This window comes from Devosia sp. Z6_126, assembly GCF_058133495.1.
On sequence record NZ_JBYUNO010000002.1, the window covers coordinates 259,059 to 274,584 of the forward strand.

Consider the following 15,526-nt stretch of genomic DNA (forward strand, 5'->3'; position numbering starts at 1 on the left):
CAAGCGCGAAAATTATGTCACTTAGAGCTTGATTTCGACGTCCACACCGGCGGCGAGGTCGAGCTTCATCAGTGCATCAACCGTCTGCGGAGTCGGATCCACGATGTCGAGAAGACGCTTGTGGGTCCGGATCTCGAACTGCTCGCGCGACTTCTTGTCGATGTGCGGCGAGCGGTTGACGGTGAACTTCTCGATCCGCGTCGGCAACGGAATTGGGCCGCGTACCTGCGCGCCCGTACGCTTGGCCGTATTGACGATCTCGCGGGTCGAGCTATCGAGCACACGATGGTCAAAGGCCTTGAGCCTGATGCGAATATTTTGACCGTTCATCTTGTGAATCCTGACAGAAATGGACGCGGCGCGCGTCAATCCGCGCGCCGCGAATAAACAGTCGCTCTTACTTAAGGATCTTGGCGACCACGCCGGCGCCGACGGTGCGGCCACCTTCACGGATAGCGAAGCGGAGCTTCTCTTCCATTGCGATCGGAACGATCAGCTGAACGTTCATGTTGATGTTGTCACCAGGCATAACCATTTCCGTGCCTTCCGGCAGGGTCACGATACCGGTCACGTCGGTGGTCCGGAAGTAGAACTGCGGACGGTAGTTACCGAAGAACGGGGTGTGACGGCCGCCTTCTTCCTTGGTGAGGATATAGGCCTCAGCAACGAAGTCGGTGTGTGGGGTCACGGAACCGGGCTTGCACAGAACCTGACCACGCTCCACCTGGGTGCGGTCGATACCACGGATCAGCGCGCCGATGTTGTCGCCAGCCTGGCCCGAGTCGAGCAGCTTGCGGAACATTTCGACACCCGTAACGGTGGTCTTCTGGGTTGCCTTGATGCCGACGATTTCGACTTCTTCGCCAACCTTGACGATGCCGCGTTCAACGCGACCGGTCACCACAGTACCACGACCCGAGATCGAGAACACGTCTTCGATCGGCATCAGGAACGGCTGGTCAACAGGACGCTCTGGCTGCGGGATGTACTCGTCAACGGTCTTCATCAGCGCCAGAACGGCGTCGTGACCAAGAGCCTTGTCCGAGTCCTCGAGAGCGGCCAAGGCCGAGCCCTTGGTGATCGGGATATCATCGCCGGGGAATTCGTACGAGCTCAGGAGCTCGCGGACTTCCAGCTCAACCAGCTCAAGCAGTTCCGGATCGTCGACCATGTCGCACTTGTTCAGGAACACCACGAGAGCAGGCACGCCAACCTGACGGGCCAGCAAGATGTGCTCGCGCGTCTGGGGCATTGGGCCGTCAGCAGCCGACACGACCAGGATCGCGCCGTCCATCTGGGCTGCGCCGGTGATCATGTTCTTCACATAGTCGGCGTGGCCGGGGCAGTCCACGTGAGCGTAGTGCCGATTGGCAGTCTCATACTCAACGTGAGCGGTGTTGATGGTGATGCCACGGGCCTTTTCTTCGGGCGCCGCGTCGATCTGGTCGTACGCCTTGAAGGTCGCGCCACCGGTTTCGGCCAGAACCTTGGTGATGGCTGCGGTCAGCGAGGTCTTGCCATGGTCAACGTGACCGATGGTGCCGATGTTGCAGTGAGGCTTATTGCGGGAAAACTTTTCCTTGCCCATTGCTTCTCTCCGTATCGGTTAGCCCTGCGGCCAACCTAGTTTCAGTTTCTTGTTTAGGCGTACTTGGCCTGGACTTCGTCAGCGACTGCCTGTGGCACTTGCTCGTAGTGGTCGAACGTCATCGTATATTGTGCACGACCCTGGCTCATGGAGCGCAGCGAGTTCACATAGCCGAACATGTTCGCGAGCGGCACATAGGCATTCACCACCTGAAGGACACCACGACTCTCGGTTCCATGAATTTGGCCCCGACGGGAGTTCAGGTCGCCGATGACGTCGCCCATGTAATCTTCCGGCGTGACAACTTCAACCTTCATGATGGGCTCCAGGATTTTTGGAGCCGCTTTACGAAGACCTTCGTTGAAACCAGCACGACCGGCGATTTCGAATGCCAGCACCGAGGAGTCAACATCGTGGTAGGCGCCTTCGGTCAGCGTCACCTTGACGTCCACGATCGGGAACCCGATCAACGGACCGGCAGCCATCACCGACTTCACGCCCTTTTCGACGCCCGGGATGTATTCCTTGGGCACCGAGCCACCAACAACGGCGTTGACGAACTCAAGACCCTTGCCGACTTCACCTGGCTCAACCGTCAGCTTGACACGAGCGAACTGGCCCGAACCACCCGACTGCTTCTTGTGGGTATAGTCCACATCGGCCTTGCGGGTGATGGTCTCACGATAAGCCACCTGAGGCTGACCGATATTGGCTTCCACCTTGAACTCGCGACGCATGCGGTCAACGAGAATGTCGAGGTGCAACTCGCCCATGCCCGAGATGATGGTCTGACCCGATTCTTCGTCAGTCTTGACGCGGAACGACGGATCCTCGGCAGCAAGACGATTGAGCGCAAGACCCATCTTTTCCTGGTCGGCCTTCGACTTCGGTTCAACCGAGATATCGATAACCGGCTCGGGGAAGATCATGCGTTCAAGGATAACCGGAGCATTCTGCGCGCAAAGCGTATCGCCCGTGGTCGTGTCCTTGAGGCCAACGATAGCGACGATGTCGCCAGCGAAGGCTTCGGTGATCTGCTCGCGGCTGTTGGCGTGCATCTGGAACATACGGCCGACGCGTTCGCGCTTTTCCTTGACCGTGTTTTCCAGCATTGCGCCCTGCTCGATGTGACCCGAGTAGATGCGGCAGAAGGTCAACGAACCCATATGCGGATCGTTGGCAATCTTGAAAGCCAGCATCGAGAGCGGCTCATTGTCGTCGGCGTGACGCTCGATCGGTGCCTCCGTACGGGCATCGATACCCTGGATGGCCGGAACGTCAGCAGGCGACGGCAGGTAGTCGATCACGCCGTCCAGCAGAGGCTGCACGCCCTTGTTCTTGAAGGCGGAGCCCGCAAAGATCAGGAAGAACTTCGCATCGATGACACCGCGACGGAGCAGCCGGCGGATCGTATCGTTGTTCGGCACTTCGCCGTTCAGATACGCTTCCATGGCGTCGTCGTCGAGTTCAACCGCGGCTTCGATCAGCGCTTCGCGATACTTCTCGGCTTTGTCCTTGAGGTCTTCGGGGATCTCAACAACGTCCCACTGGGCCCCAAGCTCTTCGTTGCGCCAGACCAGAGCGTTCATCTCGATCAGGTCGACAACGCCCTTGAACTCATTCTCAGCGCCGATCGGCAGCTGCACCGGAACGCCCTTGGCACCAAGACGCGAACCGACCATCTCGACGCAGCGATAAAAATCGGCGCCGATCTTGTCCATCTTGTTCACGAAGATCAGACGGGGAACCCGGTACTTGTCGGCCTGACGCCAAACGGTCTCAGTCTGTGGCTCAACACCAGCATTGGCGTCCAGCAGGGCAACGGCGCCGTCGAGCACACGCAGCGAACGCTCAACTTCAATGGTGAAGTCAACGTGGCCGGGGGTGTCGATGATGTTGAAGCGGTGCTGGGTACCGTTCCGATCTTTCCAGAACGTGGTGGTGGCAGCAGACGTGATCGTGATGCCGCGTTCCTGCTCCTGCTCCATCCAGTCCATGGTCGCGGCGCCGTCGTGGACTTCGCCGATCTTATGGGACTTGCCGGTGTAGTACAGAATGCGCTCAGTCGTAGTCGTCTTGCCAGCATCGATGTGCGCCATGATGCCGAAGTTACGATAGAGCGGAATTGGATATTCGCGTGCCATAGGGCGCTCCTACTACCAGCGGTAGTGCGAGAAGGCACGGTTGGCGTCAGCCATACGGTGCGTATCTTCGCGTTTCTTGACGGCCTGACCACGCCCGTTCACAGCATCCATGAGCTCGCCAGAAAGGCGCTCACGCATGGTGTTCTCACCGCGCTTGCGGGCCGAGTCGATCAGCCAGCGAATGGCAAGAGCCTGCTGACGGTCGGCACGGACTTCGACGGGAACCTGGTAGGTTGCACCGCCAACACGGCGCGAACGAACTTCGACAGCCGGACGGATGTTGTCGAGCGCGGTATGGAACACCGTGATCGGGTCCTGCTTGATCTTGGCTTCGACGATGTCGAACGCACCATAAACGATGGACTCGGCAGCGGACTTCTTGCCGTCCTTCATCAGGGAGTTCATGAACTTGGTTACGACGAGATCACCGAACTTGGGATCAGGGATAACGTCACGCTTTTCTGCGCGGTGGCGACGGGACATGACTCTCTCCTTACTTCGGACGCTTCGCGCCGTACTTCGAACGACGCTGCTTGCGGTCCTTCACGCTCTGGGTGTCAAGGACACCGCGGAGCACGTGGTAACGAACACCCGGAAGATCGCGAACACGACCGCCACGGATCAGCACAACCGAGTGCTCCTGGAGGTTGTGGCCTTCGCCCGGAATGTACGAGATCACCTCGCGGGAGTTGGTCAGGCGCACCTTGGCGACCTTGCGAAGGGCCGAGTTCGGCTTTTTCGGAGTGGTCGTATAGACACGGGAGCACACGCCGCGCTTCTGCGGATTGGCTTCCATTGCGGGAACCTTGTTCCGCTTGGGCTTGCTGGCGCGTGGTTTGCGGATCAGCTGATTAATGGTCGGCATTGAGCTCTTTCCATCGTCCAAATTCATTTCGATCGTGACAAGCAAACCAAAATAGCGCTCACCTGACCCCCTAAGGGGTATGGCGGCGCCTCAATTGCAGCGGACCACGCGCCATAAGAGGCGGCAGTCATGCGCACAAGGATTTACTTCGTCTATCTACCCACAGTGTGTTTGAGTGTCCTGGATGCCCGCGCTAGGTGGCAGGTACCCGAAGCGACAATCACGACCGACCGCTAAGGTATGGGCTGTTTAGAGGCGGAGAGTCGTTCCGTCAAGGATTCTTTCGTGATTTTGCGCATTGGGGGCATGCGTCAAATATTCAGCATGTTGAGATTTGCGACCTTCATGGCGGTTCAACCATGCTCTCCTTTCGGGCGCGATGCCCTTCCTCCAAAGCAGTGAAAGTGTAGTGTTCGATCGAGCAACAGCCCCTTGGCTGTCAGCCCACCATGGAGGTTTTGATGAGAGTTATAGCACGGACTGCCGGCGCATTCATGGTGCTCGCTTTTACCGGCATTGCCACAGGGCAAGAGGCGATTACCGGGGCCGATGTGGATGCGGTTCTAGCGGCAGCAACCGAGTACGGTACAGCAGTCCTTTCGGCTCAGCCCAACGGGGATCCACTGATCAATGGCAAGATCGGAGAAGTCGGCTATCAGATCTTGTTCCGCAACTGCACGGACAATGCCGACTGTGAGGACATCAACTTCTTTCTTGGCTTTGTTGATGTGAAGCCAACGCTGGAGGTGATCAACGAGTGGAATGCATCCAAGCGTTTTAGCCGCGCCTACCTCGACCAGGACAAGGACGCGTGTGTCGAGATGGACATCGATCTGGTCGAAGGGGTGAGCCCGGCCTACCTCAATTCGCAAATAGCAATTTGGACCATGGTGGTCGAGCAATTCGCAGATCACGTCGGTTACACGGCGCCCTCCTAGGCGCTTAGACCGCTGCCCCGCCTCGTTCGCCATCGTTGAACCGCCACTGCGGGAGCGACATGTGCAGCCGGCATAAAGAAAGGGGGCCTTGCGGCCCCCTCCCCTAAATCGCAGTAGCTGGTCTTACTCGGCTGCTGTTGGCGCCGGGATCTGAACGGTCGACGCCTGGCGACGGCGCTCCTCGAGGATAAGGTCGTCGCGCTTGGCGGCGATCATCCGTGCCGAGGAGATACCCGCGCCGGTGCCGGCTGGGATCAGACGGCCCACGATCACGTTCTCCTTGAGACCCTCGAGCAAATCGGCCTTGCCCGAAACCGCTGCTTCCGTGAGAACGCGGGTGGTTTCCTGGAACGAGGCTGCCGACACGAACGAGCGGGTCTGGAGCGACGCCTTGGTGATGCCGAGCAGGACCGGGTTGGCGGTTGCCGGCTTCTTGCCTTCGCTGACCAGCTGGTCGTTGAGTTCGTCGAAATCCAGCTTGTCGAGCTGCTCGTCCTTGAGCAGGCCGGACTCACCGGGATCCACGATCTCAACCTTCTGCAGCATCTGGCGAACAATCACCTCGATGTGCTTGTCGTTGATCAGCACGCCCTGCAGTCGATAGACCTCCTGGATTTCATTGACGAGGTAACGAGCAAGCTCTTCCACGCCCTTGATGGCCAGGATGTCATGCGGCGCCGGGTTGCCGTCGAGGATGTACTCACCCTTTTCAATGGCGTCGCCTTCCTGAAGGTGGAAGGGCTTGCCCTTGGGGATCAGGTACTCGACGGGCTCTGCACCTTCTTCATGCGGCTCGATGATGACGCGACGCTTGTTCTTGTAGTCGCGACCGAACCGGACGGTACCATCGATCTCGGCGATGATGGCGTGGTCCTTCGGACGACGAGCTTCGAACAGTTCGGCCACACGCGGCAGACCGCCGGTGATGTCCTTGGTCTTGGCCGATTCCAGCGGAATACGGGCCAGCACGTCACCGGGCGCAACCTTCTCGCCGGGTTCAACCGCAATGACGGCATCAACCGAGAGCAGGTAACGAGCGTCGCCGCCACGTTCCACCTTCTGGACCACACCACCTCGGGCAATGGCAATCGCGGGCTTGAGGCCCTCGCCACGCTGATTGGTGCGCCAGTCGATGACAACGCGCTTGGTGAAGCCGGTGGCTTCGTCGGTGTTTTCCGCAACCGAGGCACCATCGACGAGATCTTCGAACACGACCTCGCCTTCAACTTCGGCAAGCACTGGACGGGTGTAGGGATCCCATTCAGCCAAACGCTGACCACGCCGCACCGTGTCGCCTTCAGCGACGAGGAGCTTGGAGCCGTAAGTCACCTTATGGGTAGCCCGCTCCTTACCGTCGGCATCGAGGATGGCCAGCGACACGTTACGCGACATCACCACATGGCGACCGCCCTCGATCTTGGCGAGGTTCGGATTACGAACGGCAATCGTGCCTTCTGCACCGGCCTCAAGGAACGAGGAGTCGACCACCTGCGCCGTGCCACCAATGTGGAACGTACGCATGGTGAGCTGGGTGCCGGGTTCACCGATGGACTGAGCAGCAATAACGCCAACAGCCTCACCCATGTTTACCGGCGTACCACGGGCCAAGTCACGACCATAGCAGGCCGCGCAGGTACCCTGACGCATGTCGCAGGTCAGCGGGGAGCGGATCCGGATCGACTGGATGCGCGCTTCCTCGATGATGTCGATATGCTTTTCTTCCAGCAGCGTACCCTTGGTGGCGATCAGATCACCGGAAAGCGGATGGAAGATGTCGTCGGCAGCGGTACGACCAAGTACCCGCTGGCCGATGGAAGCCACGATCTGGCCGGCATCGACAATCGGCTCCATGGTCAGGCCACGCTCGGTGCCGCAATCGTTGGACACGATGATCGCGTCCTGCGCGACGTCCACCAGGCGACGAGTGAGATAGCCCGAGTTCGCGGTCTTCAACGCCGTATCCGCGAGACCCTTACGGGCACCGTGGGTGGAGTTGAAGTATTCGAGAACGTTGAGGCCTTCCTTGAAGTTAGCCGTAATCGGGGTCTCGATGATCGAACCATCGGGACGGGCCATAAGACCACGCATACCAGCCAGCTGCTTCATCTGTGCCGGTGAACCACGCGCGCCCGAGTGGCTCATCATGTAGACGGAGTTGATGGGCTTTTGGCGGCCGGTTTCTTCGTCGATTTGGACGGTGCGGATGGCTTCCATCATCTTTTCGGCCACGGCGTCGCCGCATTTGGCCCAGGCGTCAACGACCTTGTTGTACTTCTCGCCCTGAGTAATCAGGCCGTCATTGTACTGCTGCTCGAACTCTTCGACTTGCTTACGGGCAGCTTCCACGATCGTGTACTTGGACGCCGGGATCACCATGTCGTCCTTGCCGAACGAGATGCCGGCATCGCAGGCGTTCTTGAAGCCGAGCTGCATGACGCGGTCACAGAAGATCACGGTCTCTTTCTGACCGCAGCCACGGTAAACCGTGTCGATCATCTTGGAGATCATCTTCTTGGTCATCAGCTGGTTGGCCGTCGAGAACGGCACCGCCGGGTTCTTGGGCAGGATCTGCCCAATCAGCATGCGGCCAGGCGTGGTTTCCACGATCTCAGTGGTCTTGTTGCCCGCTTCATCGAAGCTGGTGACACGGCCTTTGATCTTGGTGTGGAGGGTCACGACCTTGTTGTCGAGGGCATGCTCGAGCTCGGCATAGGAGCCGAACACCATGCCTTCACCCGGCTCCTTCTCGTTCATCAACGAGAGGTAGTAGAGGCCCAGGACGATATCCTGCGAGGGCACAATGATCGGCTGACCATTGGCGGGGTGCAGGATGTTGTTGGTCGACATCATCAGCACGCGCGCTTCCAGCTGCGCTTCGAGCGACAGCGGAACGTGCACGGCCATCTGGTCACCGTCGAAGTCGGCGTTGAAAGCCGAGCAAACGAGCGGATGCAGACGAATGGCCTTGCCTTCGATCAGGATGGGCTCAAAGGCCTGGATGCCAAGACGGTGGAGCGTGGGCGCGCGGTTCAGCAGAACCGGGTGCTCACGGATCACTTCGTCAAGGATATCCCAGACTTCGGGCTTTTCCTTCTCAACCAGCTTCTTGGCCTGCTTGACGGTCGAGGAGAAACCCTTGGCCTCAAGGCGCGAGTAGATGAAGGGCTTGAAGAGCTCAAGCGCCATCTTCTTGGGCAGGCCGCACTGGTGCAGCTTGAGGTTGGGACCAACGGTGATGACCGAGCGGCCGGAATAGTCGACGCGCTTGCCGAGCAGGTTCTGGCGGAACCGGCCCTGCTTGCCCTTGAGCATATCGGACAGCGACTTGAGCGGACGCTTGTTGGCACCGGTGATGGTGCGGCCACGGCGGCCGTTGTCGAACAGCGCGTCCACAGCTTCCTGCAACATGCGCTTTTCGTTGCGGATGATGATGTCGGGCGCACGCAGCTCGATCAGGCGCTTCAACCGGTTGTTGCGGTTGATGACGCGACGATAAAGGTCGTTCAGATCGGACGTGGCAAAGCGGCCACCATCCAGCGGCACCAGCGGGCGCAGCTCGGGCGGAATGACCGGGATAACGGTCATGATCATCCATTCGGGCTTGTTGCCCGAAACAATGAACTGCTCGACGATCTTGAGGCGCTTGGCCAGCTTCTTGGGCTTAAGCTCGGTGGTGGACTCGGCAATCTCGACACGCAGGTCAGCGGCGATCTTTTCGAGATCGAGCGCCAGCAGGATGTCGCGAATGGCTTCAGCGCCGATCTTGGCGGTGAAGCTGTCGGCACCGTATTCGTCCTGAGCGTCCAGGAACTGCTCTTCGGTCAGCAGCTCGTGCTGGGTGAAGGGGCTGAGGCCCGGATCGAGAATAACGTAGTTCTCGAAGTAAAGAATGCGCTCGATGTCCTTGAGCGTCATATCGAGCAAGAGCGCGATACGGGACGGCAAAGACTTCAGGAACCAGATGTGAGCAACGGGCGCGGCCAATTCAATATGGCCCATGCGCTCGCGACGCACGCGGCTGAGGGTCACCTCAACGCCGCACTTTTCGCAGATGACGCCCTTGAACTTCATGCGCTTGTACTTGCCGCACAAGCATTCGTAGTCCTTCACCGGGCCAAAGATGCGCGCGCAGAAAAGACCGTCGCGTTCAGGCTTGAACGTACGATAGTTGATGGTCTCGGGCTTCTTGATCTCGCCGTAGGACCAGCTCAGGATCTTCTCGGGCGAAGCGATGGAGATCTTCATCTGATCGAAGGTCTGCACCGGGACAGCCGGATTAAACGGGTCCATGACGTGGGAATGATGGTTCATTCAAACTCTCCTCTACCCGCCCAGGCCGTGGTTTCGCCACAGACCTGAACGGATGATGAACGGGATGGGGAAGTGCCGGATTATTCCGCCGCTTCCTGAGGAGGTGCGAGCTCCGCTTCGGCCTGACCGAGGTCGCCGCCGAGGTCGCGCATGTCGAGTTCGACATTGAGACCGAGCGAACGGATTTCCTTGACCAGAACGTTGAAGCTCTCGGGGATGCCCGGCTCGAACGTATCGTCGCCGCGCACAATGGATTCATAGACCTTGGTACGACCGGTAACGTCGTCCGACTTGATGGTGAGCATTTCCTGGAGCGTGTAAGCCGCGCCATAGGCTTCGAGAGCCCACACTTCCATCTCGCCGAAACGCTGTCCGCCGAACTGTGCCTTGCCGCCCAGCGGCTGCTGGGTAACCAGGGAGTACGGGCCGATCGAACGGGCGTGGATCTTGTTGTCCACCAGGTGATCGAGCTTGAGCATATAGATATACCCAACCGTCACCTGCCGATCGAACTGCTCGCCCGAGCGACCGTCGAATACGGTGGACTGGCCCGAGCCCTTGAGCCCTGCCCGCTCCAGCATCTCGACAATATCGGCTTCCTTGGCGCCATCAAACACCGGGGTCGCGATCGACACGCCCTTGGAAAGGTGTTCGCCGAGGCGGATCAGACCGTCGTCATCGAGATCGGTGATGGATTCATCGCCGGCAAACAGCGCACCCACTTCCGCACGCAGCGGCTTGAGGTCACCCTTTTGCTGGTAGATGCGCACCATCTCGTCGATCTTCTTGCCCATGCCGGCGCAAGCCCAGCCCAGGTGAGTCTCGAGGATCTGACCCACATTCATGCGCGAAGGCACGCCGAGCGGGTTGAGCACGATATCCACCGAAGTGCCGTCTTCGAGATAAGGCATGTCTTCGATGGGCACGATGCGCGACACCACACCCTTGTTGCCGTGACGGCCGGCCATCTTGTCGCCTGGCTGGATCTTGCGCTTGGTCGCGATGAAGACCTTGACCATCTTCATCACGCCCGGAGGCAGTTCGTCACCGCGCTGCAGCTTGTCCACCTTGTCGATGAAGCGCTGCTCGAGCAGACGACGGCTTTCCTCGTACTGGGCGTGCAAGGCTTCCATCTCGGTCATGACCTTGTCGTCATCGACCGCGAACTGCCACCACTTGGAGCGGGGCTGGGCCTCGAACATCTGGTCATTGAGGCGGGTGCCGACGACATAGCCCTTCGGGCCAGCAGTGGCAGCCTTGCCAAACAGCATTTCCTTGAGACGCGCATAAACGTTGCGGTCCAGGATCGACTGTTCGTCATCACGGTCCTTGGCGAGACGCTCGATTTCCTCGCGCTCGATGGCCATGGCGCGCTCGTCCTTGTCGATGCCGTGGCGATTGAACACGCGCACTTCAACAACAGTACCAGCATCGCCGGGCGGAACGCGGAGCGAGGTATCGCGAACGTCGGAAGCCTTTTCACCAAAGATGGCGCGGAGGAGCTTTTCTTCCGGCGTCATCGGCGACTCGCCCTTGGGCGTGATCTTGCCCACGAGAATGTCGCCGGGCATCACTTCGGCACCGATATGGACGATACCGGCTTCGTCAAGGTTCTTGAGCGCTTCTTCCGACACGTTCGGAATGTCGCGCGTGATTTCCTCAGGACCAAGCTTGGTGTCGCGGGCCATAACTTCATATTCCTCGATGTGGATCGAGGTGAAGACGTCCTGCATCGCGATCTTCTCGCTCAGCAGAATGGAGTCTTCGAAGTTGTAGCCGTTCCAGGGCATGAACGCGACGAGCACGTTGCGGCCCAGAGCCAGATCGCCCAGTTCAGTCGAGGGACCATCGGCGATGATGTCGCCCTGGTTCACATGGTCGCCCACGACCACCAGCGGACGCTGGTTGATGCAGGTGGACTGGTTGGAGCGCTGGAACTTCATCAGGTTGTAGATGTCGACGCCAGTCTTGCTCGCATCGGTTTCTTCGGTCGCCCGAATAACGATACGGGTCGCGTCCACCTGATCGACGATGCCCTTGCGCTTGGCCACGATGGCGGCGCCGGAGTCACGGGCAACCACAGCTTCCATGCCGGTGCCGACAAACGGCGCTTCAGCGCGCAGCAGCGGCACAGCCTGACGCTGCATGTTGGAGCCCATCAGAGCACGGTTGGCGTCGTCGTTCTCGAGGAACGGGATCAGCGAGGCGGCAACCGACACCATCTGCTTTGGGGAAACGTCCATCAGATCGACGTTTTCCTTGGGCGTCAGGCCGTTGTCGCCAGCATGGCGGGCAACCACCAGGTCATGCTCAAGCTCGCCGCTTTCAGTGAAAGTGACGTTGGCCTGGGCGACATAGTGCTTGGCCTCTTCCATGGCGGACAGATAGACCACGTCGTCGGTCAGCTTGCCGTCGACGATCTTGCGGTACGGGGTTTCGATGAAGCCGTATTTGTTGACGCGCGCAAAGGTCGAGAGCGAGTTGATCAGACCGATATTGGGACCTTCAGGGGTCTCAATCGGGCAGATACGACCATAGTGGGTCGGGTGCACGTCGCGCACTTCAAAGCCAGCACGCTCACGGGTGAGACCACCAGGCCCAAGAGCCGACAGGCGGCGCTTATGGGTGATTTCCGAAAGCGGATTGGTCTGATCCATGAACTGGCTGAGCTGGGAAGAACCGAAGAACTCGCGCACGGCGGCGGCCGCCGGCTTGGCGTTGATCAGATCCTGGGGCATGACCGTGTCGATTTCGACCGAGCTCATGCGCTCCTTGATGGCGCGCTCCATGCGGAGCAGACCAAGACGATAGGAGTTTTCCATCAGCTCGCCGACCGAGCGCACGCGGCGATTGCCGAGATTGTCGATGTCGTCGATTTCGCCACGGCCGTCGCGCAGATCCACGAGGGTGCGCACGACTTCCACGATGTCTTCCTTGCGCAGGGTGCGCATGGTGTCGGGAGCGTCGAGCTCAAGACGCATGTTCATTTTGACGCGGCCCACGGCGGACAGGTCATAGCGCTCGCTATCAAAGAACAGCGACTTGAACATGGCTTCGGCGGTATCAACGGTCGGCGGTTCGCCAGGACGCATCACGCGATAGATGTCGAACAGCGCGTCTTCACGCGACTCGTTCTTGTCGATGGCAAGCGTGTTGCGCAGGTAAGCGCCCACATTGATGTGGTCGATATCGAGCAGCGGCAGCTCATCGAAACCGAGGTCAACCAGGGTGGCGAGCACCTTCTCGTCCAGCTCGTCGCCAGCTTCGGCATAGATCTCGCCGGTCTGGAGATTGACCAGATCCTCGGCCAGATACATGCCGTAGAGATCGGCATCGGTGGCCAGCAGATGGGTCAAACCATTCTCGGCAAGCTTCTTGGCCTGACGTGCGGACAGCTTCTTGCCGCCTTCATGGACGACGTCGCCGGTCTTGGCGTCGATCAGGTCGTGGCTGGGCTTGGCACCCTTCCACTTCTCGGCGTCATACGGAACCTGCCAACCGCTCGCGGTCTTTTCGTACTGGAGCGTGGTGTAATAGGTCGCGAGGATTTCCTCGGCATCCATGCCGAGTGCCTTGAGCAGCGAGGTCACCGGGATCTTGCGACGCCGATCGATGCGCGCATAGACGATGTCCTTGGCATCGAATTCCAGATCGAGCCAGGAGCCGCGATAGGGAATGATGCGGCCTGCGAACAGGAGCTTGCCCGAGGAGTGGGTCTTGCCCTTGTCGTGATCAAAGAACACGCCAGGCGAACGGTGCATCTGGGAAACGATGACGCGCTCGGTACCGTTGACGATGAAGGTGCCGTTGGAGGTCATGAAGGGCATGTCGCCCATATAGACGTCCTGCTCCTTGATATCCTTGACCGAGCGGGCGCCGGTTTCCTCGTCCACTTCAAACACGATCAGCCGCAGCGTCACCTTGAGCGGGGCAGCAAAAGTGATATCGCGCGCACGGCACTCGTCGATATCGTATTTGGGCTGCTCGAATTCGTATTTCACAAATTCGAGAGAAGCGGTGTTGGAAAAGTCGGTGATGGGGAACACCGAACGAAATACGGATTGAAGCCCTTCATCGGGACGGCCGCCTTCGGGCTCGTCTACGAGAAGAAACTGATCATAGGAGGCCTTCTGGACCTCGATCAGGTTGGGCATCTCCGTGACTTCGCGAATGGAACCGAAGGACTTGCGTACCTTGCGGCGGCCGTTGAACGTGGTAGCCATGAAAGCTCCTGTTTCTCTGCGATTGTCTCGGAGGCACCTAGCCAAAGCCCCGACTATCAGCCGTCGGGGATCGGGATATGTGCCCTTATGGGGTCTAGTCGTTTAGGCTCAGCGATGGCTCAAGGCCCTGCCCCAGCCATGGGAAGGGAAGACATGAAACGTCAAACAACCCCATGGCCAATAACCATGAGGTTTCGGGACGTCAGCGTGCCTCAGACATCGAAATCGTCATATGTTCCGCAAATTGGCGCCAGGACCCATCCAACCGGTCCGGCGATTCGTTTCCAAGCTGAAACGATAAAGCGAAATGGCACATAGCGCGCCATTTCGCAAATTGCAAGGGGTAAAAGCGAACTTACTTGAGTTCGACCTTGGCGCCGGCAGCTTCCAGCTTCTTCTGGATGTCTTCGGCTTCAGCCTTGGTAGCGCCTTCCTTGATGGCCTTGGGAGCCGATTCAACGAGTGCCTTGGCTTCGCCCAGGCCCAGGCCGGTGATGGCGCGGACTTCCTTGATGACGTTGATCTTGTTTTCGCCGAAGGAGGCGAGGATCACGTCAAATTCAGTCTTTTCTTCAGCAGCAGGAGCGGCAGCGCCGCCGCCAGCAGCGGCAACAGCAACAGGAGCTGCAGCCGAAACGCCCCACTTTTCTTCAAGCATCTTGGACAGCTCGGAAGCTTCCAGAACGGTCAGGGCAGACAGGTCGTCTACGATCTTGGCGAGATCAGCCATTTGATAAATCTCTTCTTTTCAGGTGTTCAGTTCAAACCGGTTCCCGAGGGAACCATGGGGGTTACGCTGCTTCGTTGCTCTTTTCCGCGTGAGCGGCCAACACGCGCGCGATACCACCAGCCGGAGCGACGATGACCGAAGCGATACGGGTCGCGGGCTGCTTGAGCATCCCGGCGAGCGTGGCGCGCAGTTCATCGAGCGACGGCATGGTCGACAAGGCCTTGACGCTGTTTGCGTCGAGAGCGGTCTTGCCCATGACGCCACCAAGAACGACGTATTTCGCGTTCTTGTCGGCAAATTTCTGCGCCAGCTTGGGCGCAGTCATGGGGTCTTCCGCATAGGCGATGACGATCGGACCGGTAAACAGGTCCGAGATGTCGGCGTGGTCGGTGTCTTTAAGAGCAAGCTTGGCAAGACGGTTTTTTGCGATCTTCACATAGCCACCGGCACCCTTCACCTCACGGCGAAGCGATTCCAGATTGGCCACGGTCAGACCGGCATTCTGCGCGAGGACGATCGACCCAGCGCCCGAGAGGGCTGACTGAAGCGATGCGACAAGCTCACGCTTTTCCGCTCTTTCCACTGCTAGTCTCCACATTGAGCCCGACAAGAAACAATGCCGGGCCATTGCCAATTGCTGCCCTCCGATCTCCCGAAGGAGGAGAGGAGCAACGGTTACATGCCTGTCAACCGTGCTGCCCGGATGGGCAACTGGCCTGGTTCGAAC

The 15,526-nt window shown here is 59.2% G+C and carries 10 protein-coding genes; 1 reads left to right on the forward strand and 9 read right to left on the reverse strand.

Features of this window, described 5'->3' with window-relative positions:
• Positions 1–21 precede the first annotated feature (21 nt).
• From rpsJ to rpsL, 5 genes are all read right to left on the reverse strand, one after another.
• Complete coding sequence (rpsJ, locus tag AC3YOG_RS08135) at positions 22–330, reverse strand: 30S ribosomal protein S10 (RefSeq protein WP_072338649.1); 309 nt, start codon at positions 328–330, stop codon at positions 22–24.
• A 67-nt stretch (positions 331–397) separates the two neighbouring features.
• Positions 398–1,588, reverse strand: coding sequence for an elongation factor Tu (tuf, locus tag AC3YOG_RS08140; RefSeq protein WP_127752904.1), 1,191 nt, complete (start codon positions 1,586–1,588; stop codon positions 398–400).
• A 53-nt stretch (positions 1,589–1,641) separates the two neighbouring features.
• Complete coding sequence (gene fusA / locus AC3YOG_RS08145) at positions 1,642–3,732, reverse strand: elongation factor G (protein WP_127752903.1); 2,091 nt, start codon at positions 3,730–3,732, stop codon at positions 1,642–1,644.
• A 12-nt stretch (positions 3,733–3,744) separates the two neighbouring features.
• Positions 3,745–4,215 carry a 30S ribosomal protein S7 gene (gene rpsG / locus AC3YOG_RS08150; RefSeq protein WP_127752902.1) on the reverse strand — a complete coding sequence of 157 codons (471 nt, stop codon included), beginning with the start codon at positions 4,213–4,215 and terminating at the stop codon, positions 3,745–3,747.
• Between the two features lie 10 nt (positions 4,216–4,225).
• Positions 4,226–4,597, reverse strand: coding sequence for a 30S ribosomal protein S12 (rpsL, locus tag AC3YOG_RS08155; RefSeq protein ID WP_046136734.1), 372 nt, complete (start codon positions 4,595–4,597; stop codon positions 4,226–4,228).
• 461 nt (positions 4,598–5,058) lie between these two features.
• Between rpsL and AC3YOG_RS08160 the strand changes: the two genes are divergently transcribed.
• Positions 5,059–5,535 carry a YbjN domain-containing protein gene (locus AC3YOG_RS08160; protein WP_489934716.1) on the forward strand — a complete coding sequence of 159 codons (477 nt, stop codon included), beginning with the start codon at positions 5,059–5,061 and terminating at the stop codon, positions 5,533–5,535.
• Between the two features lie 123 nt (positions 5,536–5,658).
• Here AC3YOG_RS08160 and rpoC read toward each other — a convergent pair whose 3' ends face one another.
• The 4 genes from rpoC to rplJ form a co-directional block, all read right to left on the reverse strand.
• Complete coding sequence (rpoC, locus tag AC3YOG_RS08165; RefSeq protein WP_127752900.1) at positions 5,659–9,846, reverse strand: DNA-directed RNA polymerase subunit beta'; 4,188 nt, start codon at positions 9,844–9,846, stop codon at positions 5,659–5,661.
• Between the two features lie 80 nt (positions 9,847–9,926).
• On the reverse strand, positions 9,927–14,069 hold the full coding sequence (gene rpoB / locus AC3YOG_RS08170) for a DNA-directed RNA polymerase subunit beta (RefSeq protein WP_127752899.1): 4,143 nt from the start codon (positions 14,067–14,069) through the stop codon (positions 9,927–9,929).
• Positions 14,070–14,424: 355 nt separating this feature from the next.
• Positions 14,425–14,799, reverse strand: a complete 375-nt coding sequence (gene rplL, locus AC3YOG_RS08175) for a 50S ribosomal protein L7/L12 (RefSeq protein ID WP_127752898.1) — start codon at positions 14,797–14,799, stop codon at positions 14,425–14,427.
• A gap of 61 nt (positions 14,800–14,860) precedes the next feature.
• Positions 14,861–15,382 (reverse strand): 50S ribosomal protein L10, encoded by a 522-nt coding sequence (rplJ, locus tag AC3YOG_RS08180; RefSeq protein WP_127752897.1) that lies wholly within the window; start codon positions 15,380–15,382, stop codon positions 14,861–14,863.
• Positions 15,383–15,526 lie beyond the last annotated feature (144 nt).

Bases quoted from the DNA above. Each gene is read 5' to 3' on its own strand.
- rpsJ (WP_072338649.1), bottom strand. From the start codon at position 330: ATGAACGGTCAAAATATTCGCATCAGGCTCAAGGCCTTTGACCATCGT.
- tuf (WP_127752904.1), bottom strand. From the start codon at position 1,588: ATGGGCAAGGAAAAGTTTTCCCGCAATAAGCCTCACTGCAACATCGGC.
- fusA (WP_127752903.1), bottom strand. From the start codon at position 3,732: ATGGCACGCGAATATCCAATTCCGCTCTATCGTAACTTCGGCATCATG.
- rpsG (WP_127752902.1), bottom strand. From the start codon at position 4,215: ATGTCCCGTCGCCACCGCGCAGAAAAGCGTGACGTTATCCCTGATCCC.
- rpsL (WP_046136734.1), bottom strand. From the start codon at position 4,597: ATGCCGACCATTAATCAGCTGATCCGCAAACCACGCGCCAGCAAGCCC.
- AC3YOG_RS08160 (WP_489934716.1), top strand. From the start codon at position 5,059: ATGAGAGTTATAGCACGGACTGCCGGCGCATTCATGGTGCTCGCTTTT.
- rpoC (WP_127752900.1), bottom strand. From the start codon at position 9,846: ATGAACCATCATTCCCACGTCATGGACCCGTTTAATCCGGCTGTCCCG.
- rpoB (WP_127752899.1), bottom strand. From the start codon at position 14,069: ATGGCTACCACGTTCAACGGCCGCCGCAAGGTACGCAAGTCCTTCGGT.
- rplL (WP_127752898.1), bottom strand. From the start codon at position 14,799: ATGGCTGATCTCGCCAAGATCGTAGACGACCTGTCTGCCCTGACCGTT.